The 14721-nt window shown below is 71.4% G+C and carries 11 protein-coding genes; 9 read left to right on the forward strand and 2 right to left on the reverse strand.

What is annotated here, in order from left to right; genetic code table 11:
- The 3 genes from ABT130_RS36200 to ABT130_RS36210 are packed head-to-tail and all read left to right on the forward strand — an operon-like array spanning position 1 to position 3030.
- Positions 1-723, forward strand: a complete 723-nt coding sequence (locus ABT130_RS36200; RefSeq protein ID WP_350963330.1) for a class I SAM-dependent methyltransferase — start codon at positions 1-3, stop codon at positions 721-723.
- Entirely contained in the window at positions 720-1961 is a 1242-nt protein-coding gene (locus ABT130_RS36205) for a DegT/DnrJ/EryC1/StrS family aminotransferase (RefSeq protein WP_350963332.1), read from the forward strand. The genes ABT130_RS36200 and ABT130_RS36205 overlap by 4 nt, the downstream gene beginning before the upstream one ends.
- Before the next feature lie 40 nt (positions 1962-2001).
- Positions 2002-3030: an ATP-grasp domain-containing protein gene (locus ABT130_RS36210; protein WP_350963335.1), complete on the forward strand. Its 1029-nt coding sequence runs from the start codon at positions 2002-2004 to the stop codon at positions 3028-3030.
- A gap of 6 nt (positions 3031-3036) precedes the next feature.
- Here the strand turns inward: ABT130_RS36210 and ABT130_RS36215 are convergent, their stop codons facing one another.
- Positions 3037-4482: a cation:proton antiporter domain-containing protein gene (locus tag ABT130_RS36215; RefSeq protein ID WP_350963338.1), complete on the reverse strand. Its 1446-nt coding sequence runs from the start codon at positions 4480-4482 to the stop codon at positions 3037-3039.
- A gap of 236 nt (positions 4483-4718) precedes the next feature.
- Between ABT130_RS36215 and ABT130_RS36220 the strand changes: the two genes are divergently transcribed.
- Genes ABT130_RS36220 through ABT130_RS36230 form a run of 3 tightly spaced genes read left to right on the forward strand, consistent with a single transcriptional unit; the run spans position 4719 to position 7930 of the window.
- Entirely contained in the window at positions 4719-5429 is a 711-nt protein-coding gene (locus tag ABT130_RS36220; protein ID WP_350963340.1) for an LmbU family transcriptional regulator, read from the forward strand.
- Between the two features lie 12 nt (positions 5430-5441).
- Positions 5442-7178: a non-ribosomal peptide synthetase gene (locus ABT130_RS36225; protein ID WP_350963343.1), complete on the forward strand. Its 1737-nt coding sequence runs from the start codon at positions 5442-5444 to the stop codon at positions 7176-7178.
- Positions 7175-7930 (forward strand): thioesterase II family protein, encoded by a 756-nt coding sequence (locus ABT130_RS36230; protein ID WP_350963345.1) that lies wholly within the window; start codon positions 7175-7177, stop codon positions 7928-7930. The genes ABT130_RS36225 and ABT130_RS36230 overlap by 4 nt, the downstream gene beginning before the upstream one ends.
- Before the next feature lie 2 nt (positions 7931-7932).
- Here ABT130_RS36230 and ABT130_RS36235 read toward each other — a convergent pair whose 3' ends face one another.
- Positions 7933-9285: an MFS transporter gene (locus ABT130_RS36235; protein WP_350963347.1), complete on the reverse strand. Its 1353-nt coding sequence runs from the start codon at positions 9283-9285 to the stop codon at positions 7933-7935.
- A 70-nt stretch (positions 9286-9355) separates the two neighbouring features.
- On the opposite strand from ABT130_RS36235, the gene ABT130_RS36240 reads away from it, so the two are divergent.
- From ABT130_RS36240 to ABT130_RS36250, 3 genes are read left to right on the forward strand one after another with little or no spacing between them, the layout of a single operon-like run.
- Positions 9356-10165, forward strand: coding sequence for an FkbM family methyltransferase (locus ABT130_RS36240; protein WP_350963349.1), 810 nt, complete (start codon positions 9356-9358; stop codon positions 10163-10165).
- A complete protein-coding gene (locus tag ABT130_RS36245; RefSeq protein ID WP_350963352.1) occupies positions 10162-11394 on the forward strand; it encodes a cytochrome P450 in 1233 nt (410 codons plus the stop codon). Before ABT130_RS36240 ends, ABT130_RS36245 begins: the two co-directional genes overlap by 4 nt.
- Before the next feature lie 12 nt (positions 11395-11406).
- Entirely contained in the window at positions 11407-14637 is a 3231-nt protein-coding gene (locus ABT130_RS36250) for a non-ribosomal peptide synthetase (RefSeq protein WP_350963355.1), read from the forward strand.
- Positions 14638-14721: the final 84 nt, after the last annotated feature.

Raw genomic sequence — 14721 nt, forward strand, 5'->3', positions numbered from 1 at the left:
ATGAGACCTCACACACGATCGAACGGCTACGACGACGGTGGTTGCGACGCCCGCTACACCCGGACCACCTGCCTGTGGGGGCGCAGGCCGGACAGGATCTCCGACACCCTGGCGGACGCGCTCTCGTTGCCCCCGGCACCCGAGGAGATCGCTCCGCCCTCCGCTCCACCTGGCGCGGGCGCGCCCACGGTGCTCGACGTGGGATGTGGCGAGGGGCGCAACGCGGTGCGACTCGCCCAGCGGGGCGCGCGGGTGCTGGCGATGGACGTGTCGGCCGCCGCGCTGGAGAACGGCGCGCGGGCCTGGGGCAGTACCGGCGATGGGGCCGGCGGTGGGGCCGGCGGGATCGAGTGGCGCCGGGGCGACGCGCGCACCACCCGGCTCGCGCCCGGCTCGTTCGACGGGGTGCTGGCGTGCAGCGTCCTGCACTGGCTGCGGGACGAGAGGCAGGTGGCCGACGTCATCGCCAGGCTCCAGGCCGCGACCTCCCCGGGAGGGGTCAACGCCCTGCTGATGTTCAACGGCGGCCACGCCTACCGGCCTCCCGCCGGCGAGATGCGCCTGCCGGTCCTGCTGCCCCACGACTGGTACCTCGCCAGGTACGACGGATGGACCCTGCTGAGCGCCACCGACACCGACTCCACCCACACCCACACCGGCCACGAGGAGCCGCACACCCACGCGGTGACCAGGCTGGTGGCGCGCCGGGAGGTGGACGCGTGAGCTCACTGGAAGATGGACTCACGGGCCCGCCGCACCCGCTCGAATGGCCGGTCTACGACGACGGCGCGGCGGCCAGGGTCGCCGAACTGGTGACGCGGGGGCGCACGTTCGACTACGACTACGGGCCCGAGCTGGCCGAGCTGGAGCGGTCGTTCGCCGAGCGGCACGGCCGCGCCCACGCCCTGGCGCTCACCTCGGGTACCGCGGGCCTGCTGGCCGCCTACTTCGCGCTGGGCATCGGCCCCGGTGACGAGGTGATCGTCCCGGACCTCACATTCTTCAGCACCGCCTCGCCGCTGTTCCTGCTGGGCGCGGTGCCGGTGCTCTGCGACGCGGGCGACGCCACCGGGAACGTGCTCCCCTCGGCCGTGGAGGCACTGGTCACGCCGCGTACCGTCGCGATCGTCGTCACCCATCTGTGGGGCCACAGCTGCGACATGGACGCCCTGCGGGCGGTGGCCTCCCGGCGCGGGCTCGCCCTGGTCGAGGACTGCTCGCACGCCCACGGCTCCACCTTCCGCTCCCGGCCGGTGGGCTCCCTGGGCGATATCGCGATCTTCAGTGTGGGCGGCAGGAAGCTGGTCTCCGGGGGCATGGGCGGCATGCTGCTGACCGACTCCGAGGACGTCTTCGCCCGCGCCTGCCTGCTGACCAACTTCCGGCACCGCACCGACCTGACCATCGACGCCGTCCGCTACCGGCCGTTCCTGCTGACCGGTCTCGGCGGCAACTTCCGCATCTCCACGCCCGGCGCGGTACTGGCCCAGAGCCACCTCGACCGGCTGGACGAGCTGGTGGAGCGCCGGGTGGCCAACGTGTCGGCCCTGTCTTCGGGGCTCGGCGAGCTGCCGGGGGTGCGCCCCTCCCCCATCGCCGAGGGCGTCACGATGGGCGCGTGGTACGACGGGGTCGTCGAGGTGACGCCGGAGTGCCCGTTCAGCAGGGACGGCCTGGTGGCGGCCGGCCAGGAGCGCGGTCTGAAGGTGCGTGCCCCGGCCACCCGGCCGCTGCACGTCTTCCCCCTCTTCCAGGGCACCGCGCCTGACTGGTCACCCCAGGTCGCCGCCGCGGTGCGGGCCGCGGCCACGGTGAACGACCGCCCGTTTCCGCGTTCCGCGGAATTGTTCGCCCGCTGGATGAAATTGCCGGTGAATTTCCTCTGGGAACAGAACTCGCCGCTGGTCGGTGCGTATCTGGAGGCGTTCGACGAGGCATTCTCGATGGCCCGTACCGCGTAACGTCGTCCCTGTTTCCAGCGTCGATTCCGGAGTAATCCAAATGAGCCGACAGACGTTTCCCGTTATCCATGCCGTCGCCCCCGCCAGCCTGGAGAGCTGGTTCGGCCATTTCGTCGACCTCGCCCCCGGGGACCGGGCCGTCTTCACCGGGGAGGACGCCGGCGTGGACGTGACCCCGCTGCTGGAGGCGATCGGCCGGGCCCCGCGGGCGACGGTGATCTTCCATTCCAGCCACGCGACGCTCGGCCGCGACCAGTTGCTCGCGTTCCGGCTCCGCGAGCTCGGCCACCGGACCGAGTGCCAGTCACGGCTCTGCGCCTCGCTGGGCAGCGACAAGATCCTGATGAAGGAGTTCTTCGACCGCTACCGCCTGGTCTCCCCACCGTGGGCGCGGGCCGGTGAGCCGCTGCCCGAGGCCGGCCCCGACACCCCCGTGGTGATCAAGGACCGGCACGGGACGCAGAGTGTCGGCACCCGGCTGGCCCGCGCGGGCGAGTGCCGTCTGGCCCCCAACGAGCTGGGCGAGCTGTACGTCGACGGGGTCGAGTACTCGGTGCTGATCTACCGCGACGAACACGGCACGGCAACCTTCCCGCCGGTGTGGAAGGGTCCGACCACCCAGGACCTGGTGCCGCCGTGGCAGCGGCTGCGGCTCTGCCCGGACCCGGCGCTCGGCGGCACCTGGGACCGCAAGCTGCGAGCCGTGGGCAAGCGGCTGGCCGATCTGGCCGAGGCGCACGGCTACCTGGAGGCGGAGTTCCTGCTGACCCCGGCCGGCGAGGTGCACCTGCTGGAGATCAACCCCCGGGTGTCGGGCACCATGCGGCTGGCCGCGATGGCCACCCGGTTACCGATCTTCTCCCTGCACGCCAGGCCCGAGCTCCGCGACCACCTCTGTGCCGCCCGCTTCAGCGGCGAGGTCCCCTACAGCGGCGCCCCGATCACCGACGCCGACGGCGAGGTGTTCGCCACCTCCCGGCTCACCGTCGCCGGGGAGAGTCCCGGCGAGGTCCGCGCCAAGCTGCGCGAGCTGGGCGCGGAGCCCCGGGTGCTGCCCCGCGCCTCCTGAGGCCGCTCAGGCGGACCGGCGTACCCGGGCCTCCGCCGTCCCCCGTACCTCCCGATCGCGCCGTGCGTCCCGGCGGTCCAGCAACTCCAGCAGGGGCGCGGTCGCGGCGGTGGAGACCAGCGCGACGATCACCAGCATGGTGAAAAGCGCCTGGGTGATGATGCCGAGACCGAGGCCGATGCTCAGGATCACCAGCTCGGTCACGCCCCGGCAGTTCATCAGCACCCCGAGCCGCGAGGCCTCCCGCCACGACACGCCCAGCGGCCTGGCGACGGCCGACACGCCGCCGACCTTGCCCGCCACCGCGACGGCGAGGATCAGCAGGCACCAGCCCCACATCGCGAGGTCCTGGCCGAGCAGCCCGATCTGGGTGTTGAGCCCGACGAAGGCGAAGAAGGGCGGCAGCAGGAAGGACGCGGTGAAGTCCTGGGTGCGCTCGCGGACCCGCCTCAGCCGCACGTCACCGTCGCGGGGGAACAGGACGCCGAACAGGAACGCGCCGAAGATCAGGTGAATGCCGATCAGCTCGGTCAGCAGCCCCGAGACGAGCAGGCCCACGATGACGACGGGCAGCGTCGCCTCCTGGGAGAGCCCCCGGCGCAGCAGCCGGGCCAGCAGCGGCCGTACCACCCCGACCATGACGGCGGCGAAGGCCGCGGTGAGACCGAGCGTGCGCAGCGCCTCGGCGGGTGAGGAGCCCCTGGCCATGGTGATCGCCACGGCCAGCAGCAACCACGCGGTCACGTCGGCGATGGCGGCGCAGGTGATGGTCAGCGCCCCGGTCGGGGTGTGGAAGAGCCCGCGTTCCAGCAGGATCCTGGCCAGCACGGGGAACGCGGTGACGCTCAGCGCGGCACCGACGAACAGCGCGAAGACCGGGAACTCGACGGGCGCGGCCGCCAGCGGCGCGTAGATCAGCAGGGCCAGCGCGACCCCGAGCGCGAACGGGATGGCCACGCTCGCCTGGCCGCAGAGCAGCGCGATCCGGCCCCGTCCGCGCAGCAGGTCGCCGCGGAGCTCCAGCCCGACCAGGAACATGAAGAAGGCCAGTCCGAACTGGGCCAGCAGGTTCAGGTAGGGCATGACGGCGCCGGGGAACAGCACGCGGTACGCCTCGGGCCAGACGGCGCCGAGCAGGGAGGGGCCGAGCACGATGCCGGCGGCCATCTCCCCGATCACCCGTGGCTGGCCGAGCCACCTCAGGACGGCTCCGCCGAGATGGGCCAGCGCGACGACCACGGTGATGGAGAACAGCAGCAGAGGGGTGGCCGGCACCTGCTGCTGCCGGCCCACCCCCACCGAGGGCGTCGGGACGGGGCCGGTGGCCGTCCCCGCGTCGAACCCCAGCATCAGCAGCGCCAGCGCGGCGGGCAGCACGACGGCGAGACCGTACGCGATCGCGTAACGACGTACCGTGCGTGTATTCGCGGACCGAAACCCTGGATAGGTCATGGACTAATTCCGTTTCCGATAGGTCGCATTTTGCCTGGGCGCGCATATCACAGAACAAAAATAATCGCCAAGGAAAATGGAGTTTTCGCTGGTCATCGGCCTGATTCCAGCTTTCCGCCGCACCCTGGAAAGGGCATCAGGAAATTACTCATGATCGAAAGTGCGCTACCGAAAACCGTGGGTAAGGTACCGACCTGACTCACTCCACATGCACAGAAATCCGGAGGAAAAGTCGCATGCAGGTGCTCTCCCCCAACCGAGAGGCGAACCGCCAGGCGCCGCCCCCACGTGATGACAGACCATCCGTCCCCGGCCCGCGCACCACCCCTTCCCAGGGTTCCAAACTCGCCCTGGACTCGTCCGCCAAGCCGAGGCGGACCGGACTCCAGCTCCCGGTGAGCCTTCCCTTCGACACCTGGCGCCGGATCGGCCACCAGATCTCCCTCATCGCCGACTCCTCCGCCTGGTGGCTCGGCGACTGGCTGGTCTACGGCGAGAACGAGTACACCGACCGCTACAAGAGAGCGGTCGAGGAGAGCTCCCTCGACATCCAGACCCTGCGCAACTACGCCTGGGTCGCCCGGCGCTTCCCGGTATCCCGCCGGCGAGACAGGCTCAGCCTCCAGCACCACGCGGAGGTGGCCGCGCTCCCCGAGCACGAGCAGACGCTCTGGCTGGACCGCGCGGAACGCTTCAACTGGTCCCGCAACCGCCTGCGCAGCCAGATCAAGGCGCACCGCACCGCCGCCCTCTCCGGCCGGGCCCCGGAGAACGCCAGGCAGAAGGCCGTGATCCAGATAGACGTACCCGCCGACCAGGAGCAGTCGTGGCGTGACGCGGCCCGCCGGATGAACCGCAGCGTGGAGGAGTGGGCCAGGCTCATCCTCAACCAGGTCGCCACCGGCGAGATCCCCGTCCGCGGCATCCACGACGCCAAGGCCGGGTGAACGGAGGGACAGGTGGACATCGTCCACACCCTGTTCGAGAAGAGGGCGCTCGAGACGCCGGACAGCACGGCCCTGGTCTCCGGGGCCGTGTCGCTTACCTACCGGGAACTCGACGCCCGTGCCAACGGCCTGGCCCGGTCGCTCCTGCACCGCGGCGTCGGCCCGGAGACACCGGTCCCGCTACGGCTGGACCGCTCCCCCGAGCTGCTCGTCGCGCTGCTGGCCGTCTGCAAGGCGGGCGGCACGGCGGTGCTGCTCGACCCCGGATGGCCCGAGGACCGTCTCGCCCCGGTGCTCGACGGCTGTCCCATGGTGATCGACGGCCCCCTGGACGCCGCCCCCTCCACCGAAGGGCCCGGCGTCCCCGCGCATCCCGACCAACTCGCGTACGCGGTGCACACCTCCGGGTCGACCGGGCGGCCCAAGCTCGTCGGGGTGACCCACCGGGCGATCGCCCACCGGGTCGCCACCCACACCGAGGCCTACCGCATCACCCCCGCCGACCGCTCCAGCTGGCTGGCTCCCCCGGCCTCGTCGGTCTCGGTGGTGGAGCTGTGGCCCTATCTCTGCTCGGGTGCGAGCGTGCACGTCGCCGACGCGGCGACCGCGGGCTCGCCGTCCGAGCTGCGTGACTGGATGGTCGCTTCGGGAATCACCCGCGCGTACGTGAACATGCCGCTCGCCGAGCCGCTGTACGGCCTGCCGTGGCCGGCGGAGACGTCGCTGCGGCTCATGACGGTCGGCAGCGACGCGGTGCGCGTGTGGCCCGCACCCGACCTGCCCTTCGAGGTCGCGGTGGAGTACGGCTCCGCCGAGGCCAACGGCGTGACCAGCTGCCTGGTACCGCTGGAGGACCGCTGCACCTCGGTCACCGCCGACGAGGCCGCCAGGCGGACCCGTCCCCCCATCGGACGCGCCTGGCCCGAGGTCGGCGCCGGCGTGCTGACCTCGGACCTGAGGCCGGTCGCGGCGGGCGAGGTCGGCGAGCTGTTCGTGTCGGGACCCGAGCTGGCCCGCGGCTACCTGGGCGAGGCGGCCCGCACCGCCGAGCGCTTCCTGCCCGACCCCGCCGGTGGGGGAGGCCGCGTCTACCGGACCGGTGACCTGGTCAGGGAGCGGCCTGACGGGCGGCTGGAGCATCACGGCCGCGTCGATGCGCAGGTCAAGATCCGCGGCCACCGGGTGGAGCCCGCGGAGGTGGAGGCCGTGCTGCTCCGGCACCCCGGGGTGCGTGAGTGCGTGGTCACGGGCGTGCCGGGTCCCGGCGGCGACCTGAGGCTGTGCGCCTACGTCGTCCATGCCGTCGCTTCGGAGGGTGCCACGGAGAGCGCCGCGGACGGTGCCCGGTTCGAGATCGGGGAACTGCGCGCCTTCGCCTCGGCCCGGCTGCCCGAGCCGATGGTTCCGACCGCCTGGACGGCGCTGGAGCGGTTGCCGCTGAACGCGGCCGGCAAAGTGGACCGCCGCGCCCTGCCCGCGCCCTCCTGGGGGGAGTCCCCGCGCGGGCGGGAGAGGAGGACGGACCCGGTGACGGCGGGGGTGCTGGAGCTGTGGGAGCGGGCGCTCGGCGCGCGCGGCGCGCTGGGCGACCACTTCATCCGCTCCGGCGGCGACTCCCTGTCGGCCACCCGTCTCGTCGAGGAGATCGGAAGCCGCTACGGCGTGCGGATCCGGCTGCGCGAGTTCCTCAGGGCACCGACACCCGAGACCCTCATCCAGACCATCAGGGCGGAAGGAAGCACACGATGACCGAGAGCAGGCGGAGGAGGAGCCGCCCCACGTGGCTGCTGCGCGCCCCCGACCCCGAGGCGAGGGCACGGCTGTGGTGCCTGCCCTATCCGGGTGCCGGGGCGTCGATGTACCACGGGTGGCCGGCCGAGGTGGACGGGATCGAGCTGTGCCCGGTGCAGTTGCCCGGCAGGGAGAACCGGCTGCGCGAGCCGTCGTTCGAGAGCTACGCGGAGGTCGCCGCCGAGATGCTGAAGGGCCTGGAGTCCTACCTGGACCGGCCGTTCGGCTTCATCAGCCACTGCGGCACCGTCTTCATCGGCTACGAGGCGACGCTGCTGCTCATGGAGCGCGGCGGTCCGCTGCCCAGCCACCTGTTCGCCTCCTCGATGGTCCCTCCGCACCGGGCGTCGTGGCCGAGCATCCTGCGGCTCGACGAGGAGCAGGTGGGCGCGCTGGTGTCGGATCTGATGCGGGCGCGCGGCGCGGAGCCGCTGCCCGAACTGGTGGAGATGGCCGCGAGCGTCATGCGCGCCGACGTGGCCGCCTACGGCCGCTTCGAGCGGACCGACCCGGTGCAGCTGCCGTGCCCGATCACCACGATCGGCTGGTCGGGGGACACGCAGATCCCCCCTGAGCAGATGGGCGGCTGGGAGTTCTACGGCCGGACCCGCCACACCGTGCTGGACGGCGGGCACTGGAGCTACCTCCAGGCGCCCGCCGCCCTGCTCGACGAGATCGCGCGGAGCATGTCCGTGCGAATCCCGGGTTGACCTCAGGTGTCCTTGCCGTCCTCGCGCCCGCCGGGCTTCCCGGCGGGCTCCTCGATGTCCTGCAGGATCTCGGCGTCCTCCAGCCTGCGCAGGTTCGGCACCGGCGACAGGAAGAGCAGGATGATCCAGGGCAGCAGGAACGCGGCACCGGCGTAGATGGCGGGCTTGACCCCGATCAGCTCGCCCAGCACCCCGGCCAGCATCGCGGCCAGCGGCAGGATGCCGAGGTAGACCGCGCGGCTCGCGCCGATGACCCGGCCGCGCAGGTGGTTGGGGATCACGTACTGGAAGAGCGTGAGCTGGCCGATGTTCCCGGCCACCACGCCGAACACCGTGACGAACCAGATCACCGAGAACAGGATGATCTGCAGCCACTGCGGACCGGCCACAAACGGCGTGAGGCACAGCACCCGGAACGCGATCAGGGCGGTCATGATGCCGCGCCCGTAGCCGAGCTTCTCGAACAGCTTGCCCGCGAAGACGGCGCCGATGACGCCGCCGATGCTGCCCACCGCGTAGATGAAGCCGATCCAGGTACCCGACAGCTGGAGCTCCCTGGCCGCGTACAGGATGAACAGGGTCAGGATCATCATCGACCCGAAGTTCGCCCCGGCGGAGTTGAGGATCAGCGGACGGGCGTAGGAGTTGCGGTAGGTGACCTTCAGGCCGTGCTTGATGTCGTGGAGCATCGCCGCGACGGCGCCGCGCCCGCCGCTGTCCTGGCGCTCGACGGGCGGCTCGACGTGACGGATGCGCGACAGGGCGAAGGCGGAGACCAGGAAGGAGATCGCGTCTCCCAGCATCACGTACGCCGGCCGGAACAGGTCGATGAGCACGCCTCCGGCGCTGGAGCCCGCGATGGCGCCCACCGACTCGGTCGCCGCCATCCGGCTGTTGCCGGCCACCAGTTGCTCCTCGCTCAGCAGCGTCGGCATGTAGGCGGCGTAGGCGATCTCGAAGACCACCGAGAGGCCGCCGACCACCACGGCGACCACATAGAGCACCCACATGTCCATGAACCCGGCGAAGGCCGTGATCGGGATCAGGGCCACGACCGCGGCCCGCCCGATGTCGGCGCCGACCATGAGAGGTCTGCGCCGGTAGCGGTCGATGAGCACACCGGCGATCAGCGTCAGCAGCAGCGCGGCGATCGTGCGCATGGTGTTGAGCAGACCGACCTCGAAGGAGCTGGCCTGCAGCATGAGGATCGCGGTCAGCGGAAGAGCCAGGGTGGTCAGCTCGGAGCCGAGGACCGAGATCGACTGACCGGCCCAGAGCCGGTTGAAGTCGGGATTGCGCCAGAGCGAGGGCGGCTTTTCCGCCGACGCCCCGACTTCCGTTCTCTGCGTGTCCATAAGATCGTTCCGTCCCTGTCGGGTTTCACCTCTGGTTGACTGGAATAAGCTTTTTGTTAAGGGTGATGATATGCGAAATCAGCGGAGAGGCACCCTGGAAAACAATCAGCGGGTACGCCAGATGACACTGCCGGACGGACATGTGGTATTCCAGCTCAATCCCGCCGAGACCAGCCTGCAGTATCGCAGCATCGTGGGCGACAGAAGTTACTTCAGACACGACGTACGCCTTGAGCCGGGAATGACGGTGTTCGACGTGGGCGCTAACATAGGAATCGCGGCGCTGGCGTTTCACTGGGAATGTCCGGGCACTCGAATTCTTGCCTTCGAGCCTGCCCGGCCGCTTTACGACGCGCTGTGCGCGAATCTGGCCGCCCACGGCCTGAACGCCAAGGCGTTCGACTGCGCGCTCTCCCATACCCCGGGAACGGCGACCCTCACCGTCTATCCGGAGACCACCGCGATGTCCGGGATGTACACCGACGTCGACCACGATGCGGAGGTGACCAGGACTTTCCTGGCCAACAGCGGGTTCGCTCCCGAGGACGTGACGGACATGGCCGAGGGCAGGCACGTCACGGAGAAGCAGGAGTGCCAGGTGCGGACGATCTCAGAGGTGATGGCCACCGAGGGCGTACACCGTATAGGGCTGCTGAAAATCAACGTCGAGAAAGCCGAGTGCGATGTGCTGGATGGAATCGCCCCCGATGACTGGAACGCGGTCGACCAAATCGTCATGCAGGTCCATGACATCGACGGCAGGCTGGCGTCCGTACGCGGCGATCTCACCAGCCGTGGATTCCAGGTCGACATCGGCCAGGATCCCTTGCTGAGGAACACGGACATCTTCGATGTGTACGCACGGAGGAATTCCACATGACAGTGGACACGACGGTTGATCTGAACGGGCTGGATCTCGCCGATCCGGACATCTACACGGCACCCGACTCGGGCCTCGGCGTCCTGTATTACCTGCAGGAGCACCGGCCGATGTTCTGGAACAAGAGATCGGCGGGGCCGAGTTTCTGGGCGTTCACCAAATACGCCGACGGTGTGGCCGTCTATCTCGACAAGACGAATTTCACCTCCGAGCGGGGAATGCAGGTCGGGCAGACCGAGTCCGCCGCCCGCGCCGCCGCGGGCAAGATGCTCATCGTCACCGACGGCCGCCACAGCCGGTTGCGCGACGTGATGAACCCCGCGCTCACTCCCCGGGTGGTACGCCGCCTCGAAGGCGCGATGCGCGAGACGGTGGGCGGGATGCTGGAGGAGAACGCGCCCAGGGACTCCTTCGACTTCGTCGACACGGTGGCGGGCAGGCTACCGCTCTCGGTCATCTGCGAGCTGCTGGGCGTGCCCCGCGCCGACTGGGACCTGATGATCCAGTGGACGCGCACCGCGTTCGGCTCCGCCACCTCCGACGACGTCATCTCCGACGCGGAGAAGGCCGAGGCGAACGCCAACATCTTCGCGTACTACGCCGACCTGCTGGCCGAACGGCGCGGCGACCTCGGCGACGACGTGATCAGCGTGCTGATCCGCGGCCGGATCGACGGAACGCCCCTCACCGACGAGGAGATCCTGCTCAACATCAACGGCCTCATCACCGGAGGCAACGAGACGACCAGGCACGCCTCGGCGGGAGCCGTCATCGCCCTGGTGGAGAACCCCGGCGAGTGGCGGCGGCTGCGCGAGGACCCCTCGCTCATCCCGACCGCCGTGGAGGAGGTGCTGCGCTGGACCGCCCCCAGCCTCAACGTCATGCGCACCGCGCTGCGCGACACCAGGATCGGAGAGCAGACCATCCGGGCCGGTGAGCGGGTCAGCGTGTGGCATCCGGCCGTCAACCGCGACGAGGACGCCTTCCCCGGCGCACGCCGCTTCGACGTCGGCCGCACCCCCAACCGGCACCTCACGTTCGGCCTCGGCAGGCACCTGTGCATCGGTGCGGCGCTGGCCAGGTTCGAACTACGCGTGCTGCTGGAGGAGCTGACCCGCCGGGTGGCCCATATGGAACTCACCGGGCCGGTCAAGCGGCTGCGCTCGAACCTCATGTGGGGCGTCGACCGCGTCCCCGTCCATCTCGAACTCGACCACGCAGGGCACTGATTGGAGCACCTCATGCCGGACATGTCGCCGATCCAGGAGAGCGGGTGGAGGTCCTACCGGGCAAAACCCGCCGGTGACCACACCGACCAGGTCACCCTCGCCGCGCGGCTACACGGGTCTCTGGACGAGAAGGCCCTGACCGCCGCGCTGGAGGACGTGCTGGAGGCGCGCGAGGACCTACGGCCGGCACTGCCGGGTGGTCCCGATCCCGGCACCACGCCCGTCGCCGTTCCCCGGCCGGTGGAACTGGGCAGGCACGAACCGGGCCGCCGCGAGGAGTCGCTGGCGCGCCTGGTCTCCGAGCAGGCCAACCGCGGCCTCGACCTCGTAGCGGGGCCGCCGCTCCGGATCGCCCTGGCCCGGCTGGCCGACGACGACCACGCGCTCGTCATGACGGCGCACCGGCTGGTGGCCGACGAGCGCGTCCTGGCCGGTCTCGCCGAGGAGATCTCCCGGGCCTACGAGAGCGCGGCCGGCTCCCCCACCACCGCTCGCGACGGCGTCCTTCGCGACGGGCACCCGTCCCCCGGCGGACGCGCCGCCGGCGACACCTCCCCCGCGGCCGGTTCGAACGGTCACGCCGCGTCCTCCCCGGAGGCCCGCGACGCCGCCGATCTCGCCTACTGGCGTGACCGGCTCGACGGCACGCCCCCTGTCCTCGACCTGCCCGCCGACCGCGGCCGTCCCGCCGTACCCGGCCTCACGGGCGCCCGGGTGACCTTCGGCGTCCCGCCGGAGACGGCCGCGCGGATCGAGGCCCTCGCACGCGAGTCCGGCACCGGCGACGGAGCCGTCACCCAGGCCGCGCGGGCGATGGCGCTGTCGCGCTGGTCGGGGCAGGCCGAGGCGGCCACCCCCCGCACCGACACCCGGGCCGTCACCCTGGCCGCCTGGGCCGTCGCACTGTGCCGCTGGTCGGGACAGGACGAGGTCGTGGTCGGCGTACCCGTGCCTGGCGACGGCCGCGCCCCGGTGTTCCCGATCCGGATCGGCTGCGAGGGCGACCCGTCGTTCGCCACCGTCGTCGCCCGGGTGCGTGACGCGCTCGACGGGGCGGCCGCGCACGGCTCCTACCCGGCGCACCGGCTCGCCGAGGAACTGCGGCTGGACGCCTCCAGCGGCGTGCGGCCGCTCTACCAGGCGGAGTTCGACCAGGCGGCCCCGGCCTGGAGCGCGCTGCGACTGCCTGGCGTGCGGACCTCGGAGCTGGTGGCGGACCGCTTCCCGCTGGCCTCGGATCTGGCGCTGGTCCTGGTGCCCGGCTCGCTGGAGGGCGAGGTGCGCTACGCGCTCGACCTGTTCGACGCGCCCGGCGCCAGGACCAGGGCCGAGCAGTACGTCACGCTCCTGACCGACGCCGTGGGCGACCCCACCCGGCCCATCTCGCGCCTGTCCCTGCTGGACGCCGAGCAACTGCGGCTGGTGGTCGCCGAGTGGAACCGTACCGAGACCCCCTTCGACGAGGGGGCGAGCATCGGCGCGCTGTTCGAGGCGCGCGCCGCCGCCGCCCCCGACGCGCTCGCGGTGCTCTGCGGCGAGCGGCGGCTGACCTACCGTGAGCTGGACGAGCGCGCCAACCGGGTGGCCCACCGGCTGATCCGTGACGGGGTGCGGCCAGGCCAGGTCGTCGGCTCGATGACCGGCCGCTCGGCCGAGGCGCTCGTCGCCTTCCTCGGCACCGTCAAGTCCGGCGGCGTCTACCTGCCGCTGGACCCGGCGCTGCCGCCCGACCGGCTCGGCCACATCCTGGACGACAGCGGAACCGGGCTGGTCCTGACCGTGGCCGAGCACGCCGGCCGGGTGCGCGGCGACCGGGTGCGCACGGTCGAGCTGGACACCGGGTGGAGCACGATCGAGGCGGAGGAGCCGGCCACCGGCCCCGGCGTGACGCCCGCGCCCGACGCCACCGCCTACCTCATCTACACCTCGGGATCGACCGGCCATCCCAAGGGGGTGGAGGTGCCGCACCGCGGCGTGAGCAACCTCGCCTCGGCCCTGTCGCGGGAGTTCTCCCTGACACCCGACGACCGGGTGGCGCTCTTCGCCTCGCTCAGCTTCGACGCCTCGATCTGGGAGATCACGATGGCGCTGCCGAACGGATCGGCGCTGTGCGTGCTGGACCCCTCGGCCATGACCCCGCAGGAGACGGCGAAGGTCATCAGCGACCAGGGCGTGACCGCGGCCACCTTCCCGCCGACGTTCCTCAGCACGCTCAGGGGCGACGAGCTGGGCACGGTCAGGTTGATGGTGGTCGCGGGCGAGCAGTGCCCGGCCGGGCTGGTGCGGACCTGGGGGCCGGGCCGCAGGTTCGTCAACGCCTACGGGCCGACGGAGACGACCGTGTGCGCCACGATGGGCGCGTGCGACCCCGCCGCGGCGTACGCCCCGCCGATCGGCCGGCCGCTGGCCAACTTCAGGACCTACGTGATGGACCGCCGGCTCAACCCGCTCCCGGCCGGTGTGCCCGGGGAGCTGTACGTCGGCGGCGCCGGTCTGGCCCACGGCTACCGGGGCAGGCCCGGCATGACCGCGCGGTCGTTCATGCCCGATCCGTACGGCCCTCCGGGGGCGCGGCTCTACCGCACCGGTGACCTGGTCCGCTACCTTCCCGACGGCCGGCTGCAGTACGTGGGCCGGGTCGACGCTCAGGTGAAGATCCGCGGTTTCCGGGTGGAGCCGGCCGAGATCGAGGCGGCGATCACCCGTTACCCGGGCGTCCGCGAGGCGGCGGTCGTCGCGCGCGACGACCGGCTGGTCGCCTACGTCGTGCTCGACGACGCCTCCAGGATCATCGCCGACCGCAGCGGCCTGACCGGCGAGCTGCACCGGTTCCTGCAGGGCTCGCTGCCCGCGTACATGCTGCCCGCCTCCTACCTGACGCTGGACGCGATGCCGCTGACCTCCTCTGGCAAGGTGGACCGCCAGGCACTGCCGGAGCCCGGCCAGGGCGGCATGGACGGGGACGGGGACGAGGACGACTTCGACGCGCCGCGGACGCCGACGGAGCAGGCGATCGCGGTGATCTGGGCCGAGGTGCTGAAGCTCAGGCGAGTCGCCCGGGAGGACGACTTCCTGGAGATCGGTGGTCACTCCCTGGTGGCCGCGCAGGTGATCACCCGGGTACGGGAGACGTTCACCGTGAACGTGCCGATCAGGGTGCTGTTCGAGAACCCGGTGCTCGCCGACTTCGCCGAGGCGGTGGACGGCGCGTCGGCCAAGGCCGAGGCGAAGGCCGGGGTCTGAGCCCGCGGGCATCCCGCCGGGCGGGATGCCCGCGCAGGTACTGGTCCCAGAGGTTGTTGAGCACGGACCACAGTCCGCGCGGGG

Source organism: Streptosporangium sp. NPDC001681, assembly GCF_040298085.1.
Taxonomy (GTDB): Bacteria; Actinomycetota; Actinomycetes; order Streptosporangiales; family Streptosporangiaceae; genus Streptosporangium.

Coding starts and splice junctions, on each gene's coding strand:
- ABT130_RS36200 (WP_350963330.1), top strand. CDS start 1: ATGAGACCTCACACACGATCGAACGGCTACGACGACGGTGGTTGCGAC.
- ABT130_RS36210 (WP_350963335.1), top strand. CDS start 2,002: ATGAGCCGACAGACGTTTCCCGTTATCCATGCCGTCGCCCCCGCCAGC.
- ABT130_RS36215 (WP_350963338.1), bottom strand. CDS start 4,482: ATGACCTATCCAGGGTTTCGGTCCGCGAATACACGCACGGTACGTCGT.
- ABT130_RS36220 (WP_350963340.1), top strand. CDS start 4,719: ATGCAGGTGCTCTCCCCCAACCGAGAGGCGAACCGCCAGGCGCCGCCC.
- ABT130_RS36230 (WP_350963345.1), top strand. CDS start 7,175: ATGACCGAGAGCAGGCGGAGGAGGAGCCGCCCCACGTGGCTGCTGCGC.
- ABT130_RS36235 (WP_350963347.1), bottom strand. CDS start 9,285: ATGGACACGCAGAGAACGGAAGTCGGGGCGTCGGCGGAAAAGCCGCCC.
- ABT130_RS36240 (WP_350963349.1), top strand. CDS start 9,356: ATGCGAAATCAGCGGAGAGGCACCCTGGAAAACAATCAGCGGGTACGC.
- ABT130_RS36245 (WP_350963352.1), top strand. CDS start 10,162: ATGACAGTGGACACGACGGTTGATCTGAACGGGCTGGATCTCGCCGAT.
- ABT130_RS36250 (WP_350963355.1), top strand. CDS start 11,407: ATGCCGGACATGTCGCCGATCCAGGAGAGCGGGTGGAGGTCCTACCGG.